The 15,577-nt window shown below is 49.1% G+C and carries 15 protein-coding genes; 2 read left to right on the forward strand and 13 right to left on the reverse strand.

The window, feature by feature from the left end; all coding sequences use genetic code 11:
• Window positions 1-98: 98 nt before the first annotated feature.
• Complete coding sequence (locus tag HC229_RS10935) at window positions 99-827, reverse strand: TIGR00730 family Rossman fold protein (RefSeq protein WP_191020525.1); 729 nt, start codon at window positions 825-827, stop codon at window positions 99-101.
• A gap of 257 nt (window positions 828-1,084) precedes the next feature.
• Here HC229_RS10935 and HC229_RS10940 point away from each other — a divergent pair, with 257 nt between their 5' ends.
• Window positions 1,085-1,504 carry a DoxX family protein gene (locus HC229_RS10940; protein ID WP_191020526.1) on the forward strand — a complete coding sequence of 140 codons (420 nt, stop codon included), beginning with the start codon at window positions 1,085-1,087 and terminating at the stop codon, window positions 1,502-1,504.
• Between the two features lie 88 nt (window positions 1,505-1,592).
• Here HC229_RS10940 and uvrA read toward each other — a convergent pair whose 3' ends face one another.
• The 12 genes from uvrA to HC229_RS11000 form a co-directional block, all read right to left on the reverse strand.
• Entirely contained in the window at window positions 1,593-4,430 is a 2,838-nt protein-coding gene (gene uvrA / locus HC229_RS10945; protein ID WP_191020527.1) for an excinuclease ABC subunit UvrA, read from the reverse strand.
• A gap of 296 nt (window positions 4,431-4,726) precedes the next feature.
• Window positions 4,727-6,550, reverse strand: a complete 1,824-nt coding sequence (locus tag HC229_RS10950; RefSeq protein WP_191020528.1) for a chloride channel protein — start codon at window positions 6,548-6,550, stop codon at window positions 4,727-4,729.
• A 174-nt stretch (window positions 6,551-6,724) separates the two neighbouring features.
• Window positions 6,725-8,386 (reverse strand): gamma-glutamyltransferase, encoded by a 1,662-nt coding sequence (gene ggt / locus HC229_RS10955; RefSeq protein ID WP_191020529.1) that lies wholly within the window; start codon window positions 8,384-8,386, stop codon window positions 6,725-6,727.
• Window positions 8,383-8,967 carry an acyl carrier protein phosphodiesterase gene (locus tag HC229_RS10960; protein WP_191020530.1) on the reverse strand — a complete coding sequence of 195 codons (585 nt, stop codon included), beginning with the start codon at window positions 8,965-8,967 and terminating at the stop codon, window positions 8,383-8,385. Before HC229_RS10960 ends, ggt begins: the two co-directional genes overlap by 4 nt.
• A gap of 44 nt (window positions 8,968-9,011) precedes the next feature.
• Window positions 9,012-9,491, reverse strand: a complete 480-nt coding sequence (locus tag HC229_RS10965; protein ID WP_191020531.1) for a DNA-deoxyinosine glycosylase — start codon at window positions 9,489-9,491, stop codon at window positions 9,012-9,014.
• Entirely contained in the window at window positions 9,488-10,288 is an 801-nt protein-coding gene (locus HC229_RS10970; RefSeq protein ID WP_191020532.1) for a class I SAM-dependent methyltransferase, read from the reverse strand. The genes HC229_RS10965 and HC229_RS10970 overlap by 4 nt, the downstream gene beginning before the upstream one ends.
• Window positions 10,289-10,308: 20 nt before the next feature.
• The gene (locus tag HC229_RS10975) at window positions 10,309-10,635 is read right to left on the reverse strand and encodes a hypothetical protein (protein WP_191020533.1); all 327 of its coding nucleotides are present in this window, start codon (window positions 10,633-10,635) and stop codon (window positions 10,309-10,311) included.
• The gene (locus HC229_RS10980) at window positions 10,625-11,071 is read right to left on the reverse strand and encodes a DNA primase (RefSeq protein WP_191020534.1); all 447 of its coding nucleotides are present in this window, start codon (window positions 11,069-11,071) and stop codon (window positions 10,625-10,627) included. The genes HC229_RS10975 and HC229_RS10980 overlap by 11 nt, the downstream gene beginning before the upstream one ends.
• 10 nt (window positions 11,072-11,081) lie before the next feature.
• Window positions 11,082-12,053, reverse strand: a complete 972-nt coding sequence (locus HC229_RS10985; protein WP_191020535.1) for a deoxyhypusine synthase family protein — start codon at window positions 12,051-12,053, stop codon at window positions 11,082-11,084.
• 84 nt (window positions 12,054-12,137) lie between these two features.
• Window positions 12,138-13,538: an arginine decarboxylase gene (locus HC229_RS10990; protein WP_191020536.1), complete on the reverse strand. Its 1,401-nt coding sequence runs from the start codon at window positions 13,536-13,538 to the stop codon at window positions 12,138-12,140.
• A 288-nt stretch (window positions 13,539-13,826) separates the two neighbouring features.
• Complete coding sequence (aroB, locus tag HC229_RS10995; RefSeq protein ID WP_191020537.1) at window positions 13,827-14,894, reverse strand: 3-dehydroquinate synthase; 1,068 nt, start codon at window positions 14,892-14,894, stop codon at window positions 13,827-13,829.
• 33 nt (window positions 14,895-14,927) lie between these two features.
• Window positions 14,928-15,326: a hypothetical protein gene (locus HC229_RS11000; protein ID WP_191020538.1), complete on the reverse strand. Its 399-nt coding sequence runs from the start codon at window positions 15,324-15,326 to the stop codon at window positions 14,928-14,930.
• Window positions 15,327-15,445: 119 nt separating this feature from the next.
• Here HC229_RS11000 and HC229_RS16660 point away from each other — a divergent pair, with 119 nt between their 5' ends.
• Complete coding sequence (locus HC229_RS16660) at window positions 15,446-15,577, forward strand: hypothetical protein (protein WP_255508180.1); 132 nt, start codon at window positions 15,446-15,448, stop codon at window positions 15,575-15,577.

Here is a 15,577-nt window from a genome sequence, read left to right on the forward strand (position 1 = left end):
CTTAAAGTTCAAGGTCGGATTCCGTTCGCAAACCGAGCCTGGCTTGGAACCTCAAACCTAAACTTTAAACTTTAAACCTTAAACGCTAAACTTAAACCTTAAAAATTCGGGCTCAGCGTATATTTTTTGTAGAAATTGTCGAGGACCTGGACGACTTCATCAGCCGTGTCGACAATCTTCACCAAATCGAGGTCGCCAGGGGAGACGTTGGCGTATTTTTCGACGAGAACGTCTTTTACCCAAATCCAAAGTCCTTCCCAGAAATCGCGCCCGACAAGGATGATCGGAAACTTTGCGATCTTTTTGGTCTGTATCAACGTGATGGCTTCGAACATTTCGTCGAGCGTTCCGAACCCGCCGGGCATTACGACAAATCCCTGGGAATATTTGACGAACATCACCTTTCGGACAAAAAAGTAATCGAAATTAAGGTTTTTGTCGCGATCGATATAAGGATTGAAATGTTGTTCGAACGGCAGCTCGATGTTGAGACCGACCGACGTTCCGCCTCCCAAGTGCGCACCTTTGTTACCGGCTTCCATGATGCCGGGCCCGCCTCCGGTAATGACGCCATAACCGGCTTTGGAAATCTTGAAGGCGATCTGCTCGGTCAAGGTATAGAAATGATGGTCGGGTTTTGTCCGGGCCGATCCGAAAATCGAGACGCAGGGCCCGATTCGCCCCATGGTCTCATATCCGTTGACGAATTCGCTCATGATCTTGAAGATCGCCCACGAATCGTTACTGCGGATCTCACTCCACGTTTTTTGTTTCAATCGGTCGCTTATGATGCGGTCGTCCTCGTTTTCAAAGTCTTCTAAACGCATTTGTTTCTTTATGAGGTGCTGATGCGCTAAGCGACCGATCCGTCGGGAACGAAGCCGGAGTTTAGGCTGTCAGCAGTTAATAGTTGATCTAATTGCTGTAATTTCAAAATTTGGGTTCAGGCGATGCTCAGGCGCTTTGTCACTTTACATCCAAACCCGGCTAAAGTAACCTTAAATTCCCGAATTCCAAATCGATTTCTCAAAATCCTGTAACGCCTTCCGTTACGGGAAAGCTATCTTTGTGAAAATTAGAAGTTATGGCAGCGAAGTACGGACGGTTCAAACAGTGGACAAAAAACATTTTGGGATTTACGATGGTCATGGCCGGTGCGGCCCATTTGACGTTTGCGCGCCTCGAGTTCCAGGCCCAGGTTCCCAATTGGGTGCCTATGGACAAAGATCTTGTGGTCGTACTTTCCGGAATCGTGGAAGCGGCCTTTGGGCTTGCATTGGTTTTCTGGGATAAGTACCGACGCGAGATAGGCCTGTCGCTCGCCATTTTTTTCGTGCTTGTTTTTCCCGGAAACATCGCCCAGTATATGAACCGATACGATGCGTTCGGGCTTGATTCGGATGCGTTGCGACTCGCGCGGCTTTTCTTCCAGCCGGTCCTGGTCATTTGGGCGTTGTGGAGTACAAATGCGCTGCGTTTGTTTACTAAGTCCGGTAAACGCTAGCCTCCCGAGAATTTACTCCCAAACCTAACTGTCGCGTCGAATCTGAAGTCTGCAGTAACGCATCAGTACAATCTTCATCCGAACCTGCTCAAACCACCAAAAGTTCCTTAGCCAAAAATCTCGCCGTGTGGCTCTTTTTTACTTTCGCCACTTGCTCCGGAGTTCCCGTCGCCACAACGCTTCCGCCACCTTGGCCACCTTCGGGCCCGATGTCGATGATGTGGTCGGCGAGTTTAATGACGTCCATATTGTGTTCGATGATCAGCACGGAATTGCCTTTGTCGACAAGCTTTTTGATGACGTCCATCAATACCCGGATGTCTTCAAAATGCAAGCCTGTGGTAGGTTCATCCATGATGTAGAACGTGTTGCCGGTATCTTTTTTGGATAGTTCGGTCGCAAGTTTGATGCGTTGGGCTTCCCCACCTGAAAGCGTCGTCGATTGCTGGCCAAGCGTGATGTAGCCAAGCCCGACGTCCTGTATCGTCTTTACTTTTCTATAGATTTTGGGAATGTTCTCAAAAAATTCCACCGCTTCGTCCACCGTCATGTTGAGCACGTCCGAAATCGATTTGCCTTTGTACCGGATCTCCAGCGTCTCGCGATTGAACCGTTTGCCCTGGCACGTTTCGCATTCCACGTAAACATCGGGAAGAAAGTTCATTTCGATCGTCCGCACGCCCGAACCTTCACAGGTCTCGCAACGACCGCCTTTCACATTGAAGCTGAAGCGCCCGGCCTTGTAACCGCGAATCTGCGCCTCGGACGTCAGGGTAAACAAATTCCTGACTTCGGAAAAAACATCGGTGTAGGTGGCCGGATTCGATCTCGGCGTGCGTCCGATAGGACTTTGGTCGATGTCGATCACCTTGTCGATATGCTCCAGGCCTTCGATCGACTTGTACGGTTGCGGTTTCTTGACGCCGTTGAAATAATGGGCGTTCAAAATCGGATACAGCGTTTCGTTTATCAACGTCGATTTTCCGCTGCCCGAAACTCCGGTTACCACGATCAGTTTTCCCAACGGAATTTCAATCGAGACGTTTTTGAGGTTGTTTCCGGTCGCGCCTTTGAGTTTGATCACATTTCCGTTGCCCTCGCGTCGCTTTTTTGGGACTTCTATGCTTTTTTCGCCGCTCATGTACTGAGCCGTCAATGTGTGTTGGGCCAGCATTTCCTCAGGCGTTCCCGCCGATATGATTTCGCCACCGTATTTCCCTGCTTTCGGCCCGATGTCGATCACGTAGTCCGCTCGCTCGATCATGTCCTTGTCGTGTTCGACCACGATGATCGAATTGCCGATATCGCGCAGGGATTCGAGAGAGTGTATCAGTTTTTCGTTGTCGCGCTGGTGCAATCCGATGCTCGGTTCGTCGAGGATATACAGCACGCCCACGAGTTGGGATCCGATTTGGGTCGCCAGGCGTATGCGTTGCGCCTCACCGCCGGAAAGTGTTCTCGAGCCTCGGCTGAGCGAAAGGTATTCGAGCCCGACGTTGACCAAAAAGTGCAGCCGGTCGCGGATTTCCTTGATGATCTCGACGGCGATAATTTTTTGCTTATCGGATAATTTGTCCTCGATGCCGTCGAACCATTTCGTCAAATCTGAAATGTCCATGTTCGACAACTCGGCAATATTTTTTTCGTTTACACGGAAGTACAACGCTTCTTTTTTAAGGCGCGTTCCTTCGCAGACCGGGCATTTTACCTCGTCCATGAACTCTTTCGCCCAGCGTTTGATCGATGTGGATTCGGTTTCCTCAAACTGGTTTTTGATGAAGTTCGAAATGCCTTCAAAGTCGATCTTGTATTCTTTGGTTACGCCGGCTGTCCTGGATTTGACCTCGAATTTTTCCTTTCCGCCGTAGAGCATCACTTCCATGGCTTCACTGGAAATCTTGTCGATGGCGTCGGTCATTTTAAACCCGAATTTCTCGCCTATGGTTTCCAGCTGCTTGAAAATCCAACTCGATTTGTACTCGCCAAGAGGAGCAAAACCACCTTGCTTGATCGACAATTTTGGATTCGGGATGATTTTCTTTATGTTGATCTCGTTGACCGTTCCCAAACCTTTGCAATTCGGGCAGGCGCCTTTCGGAGAGTTGAACGAGAAAAGATTGGGCTCCGGGTTAGGGTATGAGATGCCTGTTGTCGGATCCATCAAAGTGCGGCTGAAAAAACGCACCGCCGCGGTATCGTGGTCCATGACCATCAAAACGTCCTCACCGTGATACATAGCGGTCTTGATGCTTTCGGTAAGGCGTTTTTCGGTATCGTCAGATTCGTCTATCGCCATGCGGTCGATGACGATCTCGATGTCGTGCGTCTTGTATCGGTCGAGCTTCATGCCCGGCGTAATTTCGGTCACCTCGCCATTGATGCGAACGCGCAGGAAGCCCTGTTTGGCAATCTGTTGGAACAATTCGGCGTAATGTCCCTTTCTGGCGCGAATAACCGGAGCCAATATGTTGACGCGTTTGCCGTCGAAGTCTTTCCGGATAAGCTCTTTGATCTGGTCATCGGAATAACTTACCATTTTTTCGCCTGTGTTGTACGAATAGGCTTCCGATCCACGGGCATATAAAAGGCGCAAAAAATCGTAAATCTCGGTAATCGTTCCCACGGTAGAGCGCGGGCTGCGGCTTGTGGTTTTTTGCTCGATGGCGATTACGGGCGACAATCCGTCGATTTTGTCAACATCCGGACGCTCCAAACCGCCTAGGAATTGCCTGGCATAAGCCGAAAACGTCTCGATATAGCGGCGCTGTCCCTCGGCGTAAATCGTGTCGAAGGCAAGCGATGATTTCCCTGATCCCGACAAGCCAGTAATGACCACGAGTTGTTCGCGGGGGATGGAAACGTCTATATTTTTGAGGTTGTGCACGCGGGCACCCAGTACTTCAATGGTTTCGTCTGTCTTCTGCATAAAATCTTGAGGCGGAAATAAGGTGCAAAAGTACGTATTTTGCGCTGATTTTCAGGTAGACGTTCGGTAAGTTTGTGTTAAAGAGAATTAGACAATTAGCGAATTAGCGAATTAGCGAATTAGCAAATAGCTTGGATTAATTAATGATTGGGAATGTTTTTTTTATGATTGTCAGAAAAAAGGATATTTAAGAATTTGGAATTCAATACCGCAACTTAAATTGATCAGACAACTTCGCTATTTGCCTAATTTGCCTTTTGACAATTCGCTAAAGCGCTAATTGACAAATTCGCTAATTACTCAATCACCATCTCCTTCAATTGCTCACGATATGCCTCGAGCACGGTAACTTCGGACAACAGCCCGAAATACTTCCCGTTTTTGACCACGGCAAGCGTCTTCATGCCCGATTCCTCGAACTTGCTCATCGCGTTGGCAATGCCGTCCTCAAGCGAAATTACCTCGAAAACGGGCTGTATGATTTCTTTGAGGGCCGTAAACTTTACGCGGTACGAATTGAAAATGATCGGACGGATCTGGTCGAGGCACACGATTCCCACCAAATTGAATTTCTCGTCGATGACCGGGAAAATCTCCTGTTTGGTTTCCGATAGATAACCGACGAGCGTTTCCATCGAATCGTCCGGCCTGAGCCATTTGGCGTCGTGTTGCACGAGTTTGAGGATGTCGATGCTGAGCAGGATATTTTTGTCCTTATCGGATGTGAACACCTCGTCTTTATCGGCTAGATGTTTTACATCCATCGAGTGTTTCTCAAATTGCTTGGAAACCGCATAACTGATCGAGGAAACGATCATCAGCGGCACCATGAGTCCGTATCCGCCGGTGATTTCCCCAATGAGGAAGATGGCGGTCAGCGGAGCGTGGAATAGTCCCGACAGTATACCGGCCATTCCCACGACAGTAAAGTTCCCGACGGGAAGCTGGTGCGCCATCAATCCGGTCAAATTGACGAATTTCGACACGAAGAAGCCAAGATAGGAACCCACGAACAGAGAAGGGGCGAAGTTGCCGCCGTTTCCGCCGCTGCCCAAGGTAAGGCCCGTCGCAAAGGCTTTTAGCATCATCGTGATCCCGATGAAAATGAGCAGCACCCATTCGTTGTCCTTGAATTTTTCCAACAGCGTGTTGTCGAGCAAAACGCGAGGATTGTCGTTCGAGAGCGTCTTTATGCTTTCATAACCTTCCCCGAAAAGTTGCGGGAAAAAGAAAATCAGCACACCTAAAATCGTGGCTCCGAACAACGCGCGCTTGTAGGCTTTGTTCTTCATCCGGGAAAAAAACCGCTCGACGCGCTGGAAATTGCGGGCGTGGTAAAGCGAGACGAATCCGGCAAGGATACCGAGCAAAACGTAAAAAGGCACGTTCTGGTAATCGAAAGTGTTCATGCGCTTGAACGACAAAAGCACTTCTTCATTGACAAAAATGGTAGAGACCAATGCGCCGGTCGCAGCCGAAATGATGATCGGGACAAAAGCGGAAATCGTCACGTCCGTAAGTACGACCTCGATGGCGAATAAAACGCCGGCGATAGGAGCATTGAACGCCGCCCCGATTCCGGCTGCCACGCCGCACGCCAGCAACAAAAGCCGGTCTTTTTGCGACAGCCTGTATTTTTGGGCGAAGTTCGATCCGATAGCTGCGCCGGTAATCGTGATCGGGCTTTCGAGTCCCGCCGAACCGCCGAGACCTACCGTCAGTGAGCTTGTCACGATTTGCGCATACATTTGTTTTCGCGGCATGATGCCACCTTTTTTGGCAATGGCGAACAAGATGCGCGAACTTCCTTTTTCCAAGCTTCCGTCGAGGAAATTGCGGATCACGAATACGGTAAGCAAAATCCCGATTATCGGAAATATCGAATTGACGTAGGGCAATTTAAGCCACGAATTGATTTGGTTCGCATACACGAAAACCGCGTGGGCAAAGCTCTTGAGTACAATTACCGCTATGGCGCACGACAAGGCGACGACGATACAGGAAAGGTAAATGAAATGCCTCTCGGAAAGCAATGTCTTGGCAATGAAAAAAAGCCGCTCGAACTGTCGGGCGATTTTCCTTGTCAGAAGTAGTAAAGCAGAAACTTTGCGTGCAGGCATGATTGGGCGAAAGATTCGCTAAAGTACGCCATCGGGCATAAAGCTACAAGTTTTTGGCTGCTTCTCGCGCTATTCTTGTCTTCAGATGTCGCCATTAGCGAAATCACGGCTTTGGTGGACTACAGGATTCGCGTTTGTCAGCAACACCCGTCTCCGCATCCGATGCCGATGACTTTAAAATCCCGCCGCCGCATCGTTCCCGCGTTTGTCTGCTCCGGCTTCTTTCGTGCCGTCCGGCCGTATCAGTATCGCGTCCACTTTCCCGATGATCGAAAACGTCCTTTCGTCTATTTTGTATCCTTTGGCGGTCAGCGATTTCACCTGTTCGACCGTGAGTGCACCCGGCTCCGAAAGCACGATGTCCGGCAGCCATTGGTGATGGAGGCGTTTGGCGTCGACGGCTTGTTGCATCCCCATTCCAAATTCCGAAACATTGAGGATCGTCTGTAAAACCGACGTGATGATCGTCGATCCGCCAGGCGTGCCCAAAACCATATACAATTGTTTGTCCTTTTCAACAATGGTAGGCGTCATCGAACTCAACATGCGTTTTCCGGGAGCGATCGCATTGGCCTTTGAACCCGTCAGGCCGAAATAATTCGGGACGCCGGATTTGGCCGAAAAATCGTCCATTTCGTTGTTGAGGAAGAAGCCGAGTTCGTCGCAGTAGATTTTGGAGCCGTATGCGCCGTTAAGCGTCGTCGTCACCGAAACCGCATTCCCGAATTGGTCGACGATCGAATAGTGCGTCGTTTCGTCGCTTTCGGAAAACGCTATGTTTCCGTGTGAGACTTCGGACGAGGCGGTCGCTTTATCGAACGAAAAAGAACGCATTCGTTGCTTGAGGTATTCGCCCTCAGTAATTTGTTTTACAGGCACGTGTGTGAAATCGGGATCTCCAAGGAAATGATTGCGGTCGGCATAGGAACGTCGCTCGGCTTCAGTGAGAAGCTGGACATATTTTTCGGAATTGTGTCCCAAATCCCGGAGGTCATATGGGGAAATCATAGCGAAAATCTGCGCCAGGCAAACGCCGCCGCTGCTAGGTGGGCCCATCGTAACGATTCGCAAATCCTTATAGTCGAACACTATCGGATCCCGCCATTTCGTTTTGTAATGCTTGAGGTCGGACACCGTCATGACGCCGCCTTTCCGATTGAGGAACGCGATGAGCTTTTTCGCCGTTTCCCCTTCGTAAAATTCGCTGCGCCCGTATTTGGCGATGCGCTCGAGCGTTTTGGCCAGCGCATGGAATTTGACTACATCGCCGGTTTGGTAACCTTGGGCATACAATGTTTTGTCGCCGTTGAGGCGAATGATATCAGCTTGGTTTTGCCGGATGTGTTCGATGTCCTTTTCGGAAAGCACGATGCCGTTGCGCGCCAGCAAAATCGCGGGTCCGAACAATTTCTTGATCGGGATTGTACCGAACGCCGCGTGAACGTCGAAAATCGCCGCCACAGATCCGGGAACACCAACTGACAAAGCGGTTTCGGTGCTCTTTCCTTGTATTACATTGCCGTTTGTGTCGAGAAACATATCGCGATGTGCCGCCTTTGGGGCCGTCTCCCGGAAGTCCAGCGTTCCCGTTTGTCCGTTTGCCAGTCGGTAAACCATGAATCCGCCACCGGAAATGTTGCCCGCATAAGGGTAAGCCACGGCCAGGGCCAATTGGGTCGCGATCATGGCATCGAAAGCATTCCCTCCGTCTTTCATGACCTGGGCGCCAATGTCGGAAGCTTCTTTTTTTGCCGAAACGACCATGGCGTTGCGGGTCGTCTGTGCGGAACAGCAACAGCAAACGATCAGCGACCAGGCGAGCAGGTGCGATTTCATAAGGAGCTTAGCTTTTGGGCTGCGTTCGTGCGGAGGTCTTCGAAAAATTCCGTGAATTCGGCTTCAAAATCCGGATAAAATTCCCGAAGTTCCTCGACCGCGAACTGCATTTTGGAGTTGTTGCGCGTGCGTTGGTCCATTTGGTAGAGGATGCGCGCGATACCGTCCACGAACTGGTAATTCCAAAGCCAGTTGCTCCGGATCATGTACGGCATCATCGCGCGTGTCTTCTCGTTGAGCAAATCCTGATTTTCCTCAAGCGAAGTATAAAACCGATTGACGAAACTATCGAGTTTTTCATCCGAATAGCGCGCCCAGTTCTTCGCCAGGAAATGGTCGTAAACCACATCGACGATTACGCCGGCGTAGTGATGGTATCGTTCGTGCAGCCGTTTGGTGCTTTTCCTGAAAATGGGATGGGAATCGGTGTAAGTGTCGATGAAACGGTGCAGGAGCACGCCTTTTTGGATTTGAGGATGCAGGCTTTCGTATTCTTTTCCCCTTATGCCGTCGGCCATGAAGTTGCCGATCTTGATCAGGTCGTCATCTGCCGATAGATAAATGTGGGCCAGGAAATTCATGACTTAAATATAGGGAAAAGTTGCGATATCGACAGCGTTTGCCATCAAAGCGATTTGATGCGGCTCCAAAGCGCGAGCTTTTCTTCAAATTTCATCGTGAAGGCCGGGCTCGTGGAGGGCATGACGAGTTGCGGTTTGTCGATTTCGCTTCCGAACGTCCTGGTAAAAAGGCGATGGCTTTCTTTTCCGTTGAAGACGATCGCACGGATTTTTTGATGGGATTCCAGAAGCTCGGGAATGCGGTTCGGAATCCCGTTCCTGATTTTGGAATCCAGGCTGCCTTGTCGCTCACAGCTTTCGAGCACGTCCCAAAGCGCGAGCCTGTTTTCGATCAGGAGGCTTTTTCGGGATTCGAAGTGATCGGGAACCGGCAATTCGGCAAAAAGCGAGAACAGGATCTTCCAAAAGGCATTTTGCGGATGCCCGTAATATTGCTGTTTATCAAGCGATTGTACGCCGGGCATCGTGCCGAGTATCAGGATTTCGGAATCGGCGGTTGCCAAAGGAGGGAACGAGCAGATCATGGTTTTGCGGCGACGATCGCGTAGACCATCGGGATTTTGTTTCCAAATCGCGCAATCCGGAATTTACCCGGTTCGAACTCCTCGGTATGCCGGAAACAATTGTAAGGCGAATAATCGTATTCGTCGAATTTTTGTATGGTCAGTCCGTTGTCGATGAGGCTTTTGACCACTTCCGACACGCCGTGATTCCAGGAAACCGTTCGGTTTTGAATATCGGAATCGGTTTGCGCATACGTTCCGGTCGTGTCTTCGATTATCGGGTCGGATTTAAAATAATCGTAAGTAACTTTGGTAAAATCGTCGTCGAACATCCAGATCACCGGATGGAATTCAACGAACACGAATTTTCCGCCGGGTTTTAGGAAATGGCTGATGACTTTCGCCCATTGTTCAAGGTCCGGCAGCCAGCCGATCGTACCGTAAGACGTGAAAACAATGTCGAATTCCTGGTACATGCGGTTCGGCAAATCGTAAATGTCGCTGCAAATAAACGTCGCATCAGCCTTCAGCGTTTTGGCCAAGTCACCCGCAACCTCGATGGCTTTGTCGGAAAAGTCGACGCCAACCGTGGTCGCGCCCATCCTGGCAAGGGAAATCGTGTCTTGTCCGAAATGGCATTGCAAATGAAGGATGCGTTTATCCGCAACATCTCCGAGCAGTTCGATTTCAATGGCCTGCAAGCTGTTTTTTCCGTTGAGGAAATCCTGTTGGCCGTAAAATTCGGAATTCACATGTACGGCAACTTTGTCGTTCCAGGTTTTGCGGTTTAAGTCGAGATAGTCGTGTTCAGGGTTCATGGTGTCGATTTAGTTACAAGTTACGAACAATCTAGGATTCGGCAAGTTTTGGCTGATTTGGTAAAGGCACGGGGATGATATTCGGGTGTTTTGAAAATTTGCGCATTCATGATTAAGAGCCGAGGTAGTTTTTTGCTGCTGATTGCGCGAATTCGCTCGTCTGTGGCTTGCAAAGAATTTTTGCCGCGAATACGCGGATTGCACGAATTGCGGAAAAGGATTTTGAATGCGGTTGGTGGGGAGCGGCGCAGCGCAACGGAGCCGCCGAACGTCCCCAAGAAAAAATTCACGAAAATCTCCCACAAAAAAAGGAACCCTTCCGGATTCCCTTTTTTTCTATTTTTCATCTTCTTCGTCTTCATCGTCGTCGTCGGAGAAGTCTTTGTCATCGTCGAAATCATCATCATCGTCGTCGTCGTCATCTTCGCCATCTTCTCCACGGCTGCGTTTCGGTTCATCTGCATCGTCATCGTCTTCCTCTTCTTCATCTGCCGAGGGAGCGTCCTCATCGTCAATGTCGAGTTTCATCGAATCGATTGGTTCGGCAATGTCGTCAAGTTCGTTGTCATCGTCGAATTTTTCGAGGCGGCTCGCCAGTTTGGTGCTTACTTTTACCAGATAGATCGTGTCCTCCGTACGCACTTCAACTGCTTCCACAAGCTCGTTCTGGGCATTGCGGAAACGCACGATGTGGGAATCATCGTAGCCGTCGGGGAACCGCTCCAAAAGCAGCGTCAGGATTTCGTTGGTTAGTTTGTTGTAGTCTACAATAATTCTTTTCATAGGGCAATGGTTACATATCTAAAAGGTAAGCGAAAATAAGCGGAGCCACAATAGTTGCGTCCGATTCTATGATAAATTTAGGAGTATTGATGTCGAGTTTGCCCCAGGTGATCTTTTCATTGGGAACTGCTCCGGAGTAGGAACCATAACTTGTAGTCGAATCCGAAATCTGGCAGAAATAGCTCCAGAACGGTACATCGTGCATTTCCATGTCCTGGTACAACATCGGAACCACGCAGATAGGGAAATCGCCCGCAATTCCGCCGCCGATCTGGAAAAATCCAATTCCATTCTGGGAATTCTTGGTGTAATAATCGGCGAGATATCCCATGTATTCGATACCGGATTTCATCGTCGTGGCCTTCAGTTCGCCTTTGATCACATACGAAGCGAAAATGTTGCCCATCGTGGAATCTTCCCAACCCGGAACGACGATCGGGAGGTTTTTCTCCGCGGCAGCGTACATCCAGGAATCCTTGAGGTCGATTTCGTAATATTCCTCCAGGACGCCGGAGAGCAACATCTTGTACATGAACTCATGCGGGAAATAGCGCTCGCCTTTGTCGTCGGCGTCTTTCCAGATCTTGTGGATGTGCTTTTGAAGGCGACGGAAGGCTTCGTGCTCCGGAATGCAAGTGTCGGTAACGCGGTTCAATCCGCGCTCGAGCAAATCCCATTCCTGTTGAGGCGTAAGATCGCGATAGTTGGGAACTCTTTCGTAATGGGAGTGGGCCACGAGGTTCATGATGTCTTCCTCGAGATTGGCTCCCGTGCACGAGATGATCTGGACTTTATCCTGTCGGATCATTTCGGCGAAAATCTTGCCTAGTTCAGCCGTACTCATCGCGCCTGCCAGTGTCACCATCATTTTTGCGCCCGACTTCAACTGGTCTTCATAGGCTTTCGCCGCATCGACCAAAGCTGCCGAGTTAAAATGCAGGTAATACTTTTCGATAAACTGGCTAATTGGTCCTTTACTCATTGTAATTGTTTTTAGTAGAAAGACGAAAGTCGGAAGCGGTCGTTCGACTTCAGGCTTTCGACATTCGACAGATTCAAAAATAAATTATTTTTCGTCGTAACCTAGAATTTTAAGTACGTCTTCGGATTTCTGCTCGGGAGAAAAAACTTCGGTTCCCAATATCCCGTTTTCATCGCGGTCGATCAGGATGTGCTTCGGCTGAGGGATCAAACAGTGGTGCAAACCGCCGAAACCGCCAATGGTTTCCTGGTAAGCGCCGGTGTTGAAAAAGCCGATATAAAGCGGTTTCTCCTTGTTGTATTTCGGAAGGTAGACCGCGTTCATGTGTTGCTCGGAATTGTAGTAATCGTCTGAATCACAAGTGAGTCCGCCTAGTAGAACACGTTCGTATGTATCGTTCCAGCGGTTGACGGCCATCATCACGAAACGCTTTGAAATCGCCCAGGAATCAGGCAAGGTCGTGATGAAAGACGAATCGATCATATTCCACTTTTCACGGTCGTTTTGTTGCTTCTGGTAAATCACTTCGTAGATCGCACCTCCGGATTCGCCCACGGTAAACGATCCAAATTCGGTAAAGATATTCGGAACCGGGACCTCCGCATCATCGCATGCCGTCTTGATCTGGTTGATGATCTCGTCTACCATATATTGATAGTCGTATTCGAACGCAAGGGAATTCTTTATCGGGAAACCGCCGCCAATGTTGAGGCTGTCGAGCGTCGGACATTCTTTCTTAAGGTTGATGTACACCTTGAGACATTTCACCAATTCGTTCCAGTAATACGCCGTATCGCGAATCCCGGTGTTGATGAAAAAGTGCAGCATTTTGAGCTCGACCTGTTTGTTTTCGGCGATCTCGCGCTTGTAGAACGGCACGATGTTCTTGTATCCGATGCCAAGTCGGGAGGTGTAAAATTCGAATTTAGGTTCTTCTTCGGCCGCAATCCGGATCCCGACTTTGAACTTCTTCTTGGTCTTTTCCAGAATCATGTTCAATTCCTCATAATTGTCGATCACGGGAATCGTTTTGTTGTAACCGTTGTTGATCAGGCGTGCGATGTTATCGATGTAAGCCTCGCGTTTAAAGCCATTGCAGACGATATACGTATTCTTGTTGATCTTGCCCGTCTTGAGCAAATTCTCGACGATGTTGATATCGAACGCCGACGAGGTCTCAATATGGATGTTGTTCTTGAAGGCTTCGTTCATCACGAACTCAAAGTGGGAACTTTTCGTACAATAGCAATAATAGTATTTGCCTTCGTACCCGTTCTTTTCCATAGCCTTGCGGAACCAGCCTTTGGCCTTGTTGATATTGTTCGAGATGGCCGGAAGATAGGTAAACTTCAAAGGCGTGCCATACTGTTCCACGAGCTTCATTAGGTCGATGTTATGGAACAACAGCGTGTCTTTGTTGAGCCTGAATTCTTCCTGTGGGAAGTAGAACGTTTGGTTGATGAGGTCCGAATATTTAGTGTTCATTTAGTACCGAATTGAAAATTGAAAAAAGGTTTGAAACAATCTGAAAATCGACTGTCCTCAAACCCGTATATTGGCAAAAATGATAGGAAGTTTGACACTGCGGTAAACCGGGCCGGGCTCCAGGCGGAACCACGCTTCAACGATGCGGAAAACACACATCCCTTTGCGGAAAACCTGCTTGACATTTAATGTCGAAGTGTTGTTTTTACTAGTGTTTTTCGCTTTGTTCATTAGGGCAAATGTAAAAAATAAAGTTGCCTGTAAACAAGGCTTTTTATTAAAAATATATTAAGATTTATAAGCGTCGAACGCTTTCAGTATCAGGGTGTTTTGCACTTGTTGGTCGATTTTGGCAGAGCCGATGCCGTCGATCAGGGCGAACAGGATGTTCCCGTATTCGTTTTTCTTGTCGTGTTTGAGCAGTTCGAGTATGGCGTCGAGATCGTCGGGTTCGAATTCCACGAGCCCGAAAACATCGGATATCGCTGTTTTGATTTCCACGTATTCCGATTCGGACAGCAATCCGGTCTCCATAGAAAGAAACGCCTCCAGTATCATACCGGCGCTGATCGCCTCCCCGTGCAAAAGCGTCGTTTTGTGCTCGCTCTCAAGGAAGTGGCTTTCGATGGCGTGGCCGAGCGTATGCCCGAAGTTGAGCGCTTTTCGCATGCCTTTTTCGGTGGGATCCCGGGTGACGATCTCGTTCTTGATTTCGATAGAGCGGTAAACGAGCGCATCGAAATCCGCAAAATCGATTTGGGAAAGGTCGAGGAATTTCTCCCAATACGGTTTGTCGTAGATCAGTCCGTGCTTGAGCATTTCAGCCAATCCGGAACGCATTTGGTTTTGGGGCAAAGTCGACAGGAAATGAGTGTCGACGAGCAACAGCCTGGGCGTCGTAATGGTTCCGACCTGGTTTTTGAGGCTGCCGAGGTCCACGCCATTCTTTCCGCCCACGGAGGCATCCACCATGGCAAGCAACGTCGTGGGAACGTGTATGAAATCGACACCTCTTTTATAAGTAGCGGCAACGAATCCGCCAAGGTCGGTAATGACGCCTCCACCAAGATTGATGATCACGCATTTGCGATCGGCCCCGTATTCGGTCAGCACATTCCAAAGCGAGACACAGGTGGCAATCGATTTGTGCGCTTCCCCGGGTTCGATTTCGAGGATTTCCAATTCCGATTGGGTTTCGAGCCTGCCCAGGAAGTGCGGAAGGCAAGACGCATTGGAATTGGTGTCGGTCAATATGAAGATCTTGGAATAGCGGTTTTGGGCCAGGACATTCGACAAAGCCGAATATCCTTCCTCACTGAACACTATTTGGTAGCCGTTGGCCGGGATTGCTTGCATCGTTCTGGATTGGAACGGCAAAAATAAGGGAATTTACAGATAACCGTCGGTCTTTTCTTCAATCCCGATCGAGAGGCCTTCCATGAACGCAAACAGGCTTACCCATTCGGTCGGGTCGTATTTTTCGACACCGCTCATGTACCACTTCCCGATGACCTTGATTTGGAATTCGTTGAAGCCGTCCAGGTCGATGCTCATGCCGAGCATGCCCGAGAGCATAAAATCTTCAAGGATCTCGTTGGTCACGATCTTGCGAGGAATCCCGTTGTGCACCGGCCCGTTCTTGCTTTCGTAGTTGAAGCGTCCCGAGTAAAATCCGGAGGAGAAGGCTTCCCCGCAGATGCTCAGGTCGCCTTCGATGAAAGGATTGGAACCGAAGACGTATCCGTCCATATATTCTTTCCTGTAAACGGGATCAAAAATTTTGTCCATTGGTGATGTGGTATCAAAGTAATTTCAGGTCAAACTTATCAACATTGCAACTCATGGCATCCTAAAGTCGTTGAACGGTAAAAAAACTCTTTCAACCACAATTGCCGATTCGTTCATCGATGAAATTAAAATCGTTCATCGACGAAATGAAGTGTGAAATGCCCACGTATTTTTCGATTCCGATAGGCCCAGGATTGATGCGGCCCGACGGCGATGGGCTATACGTCGATTCCGAAAACGTTTTCGGCTAG

This window comes from Flavobacterium selenitireducens (genome assembly GCF_014748335.1).
Classification (GTDB): domain Bacteria; phylum Bacteroidota; class Bacteroidia; order Flavobacteriales; family Flavobacteriaceae; genus Flavobacterium; species Flavobacterium selenitireducens.

What these genes read in the sequence shown, in the direction of transcription:
- HC229_RS10940 (WP_191020526.1), top strand. Translation starts at nt 1,085, where the DNA reads ATGGCAGCGAAGTACGGACGGTTCAAACAGTGGACAAAAAACATTTTG.
- HC229_RS11000 (WP_191020538.1), bottom strand. Translation starts at nt 15,326, where the DNA reads ATGGACAAAATTTTTGATCCCGTTTACAGGAAAGAATATATGGACGGA.
- ggt (WP_191020529.1), bottom strand. Translation starts at nt 8,386, where the DNA reads ATGAAATCGCACCTGCTCGCCTGGTCGCTGATCGTTTGCTGTTGCTGT.
- HC229_RS10965 (WP_191020531.1), bottom strand. Translation starts at nt 9,491, where the DNA reads ATGATCTGCTCGTTCCCTCCTTTGGCAACCGCCGATTCCGAAATCCTG.
- HC229_RS10950 (WP_191020528.1), bottom strand. Translation starts at nt 6,550, where the DNA reads ATGCCTGCACGCAAAGTTTCTGCTTTACTACTTCTGACAAGGAAAATC.
- HC229_RS16660 (WP_255508180.1), top strand. Translation starts at nt 15,446, where the DNA reads ATGAAATTAAAATCGTTCATCGACGAAATGAAGTGTGAAATGCCCACG.
- HC229_RS10975 (WP_191020533.1), bottom strand. Translation starts at nt 10,635, where the DNA reads ATGAAAAATAGAAAAAAAGGGAATCCGGAAGGGTTCCTTTTTTTGTGG.
- aroB (WP_191020537.1), bottom strand. Translation starts at nt 14,894, where the DNA reads ATGCAAGCAATCCCGGCCAACGGCTACCAAATAGTGTTCAGTGAGGAA.
- HC229_RS10990 (WP_191020536.1), bottom strand. Translation starts at nt 13,538, where the DNA reads ATGAACACTAAATATTCGGACCTCATCAACCAAACGTTCTACTTCCCA.
- uvrA (WP_191020527.1), bottom strand. Translation starts at nt 4,430, where the DNA reads ATGCAGAAGACAGACGAAACCATTGAAGTACTGGGTGCCCGCGTGCAC.
- HC229_RS10970 (WP_191020532.1), bottom strand. Translation starts at nt 10,288, where the DNA reads ATGAACCCTGAACACGACTATCTCGACTTAAACCGCAAAACCTGGAAC.
- HC229_RS10980 (WP_191020534.1), bottom strand. Translation starts at nt 11,071, where the DNA reads ATGAAAAGAATTATTGTAGACTACAACAAACTAACCAACGAAATCCTG.
- HC229_RS10935 (WP_191020525.1), bottom strand. Translation starts at nt 827, where the DNA reads ATGCGTTTAGAAGACTTTGAAAACGAGGACGACCGCATCATAAGCGAC.
- HC229_RS10960 (WP_191020530.1), bottom strand. Translation starts at nt 8,967, where the DNA reads ATGAATTTCCTGGCCCACATTTATCTATCGGCAGATGACGACCTGATC.
- HC229_RS10985 (WP_191020535.1), bottom strand. Translation starts at nt 12,053, where the DNA reads ATGAGTAAAGGACCAATTAGCCAGTTTATCGAAAAGTATTACCTGCAT.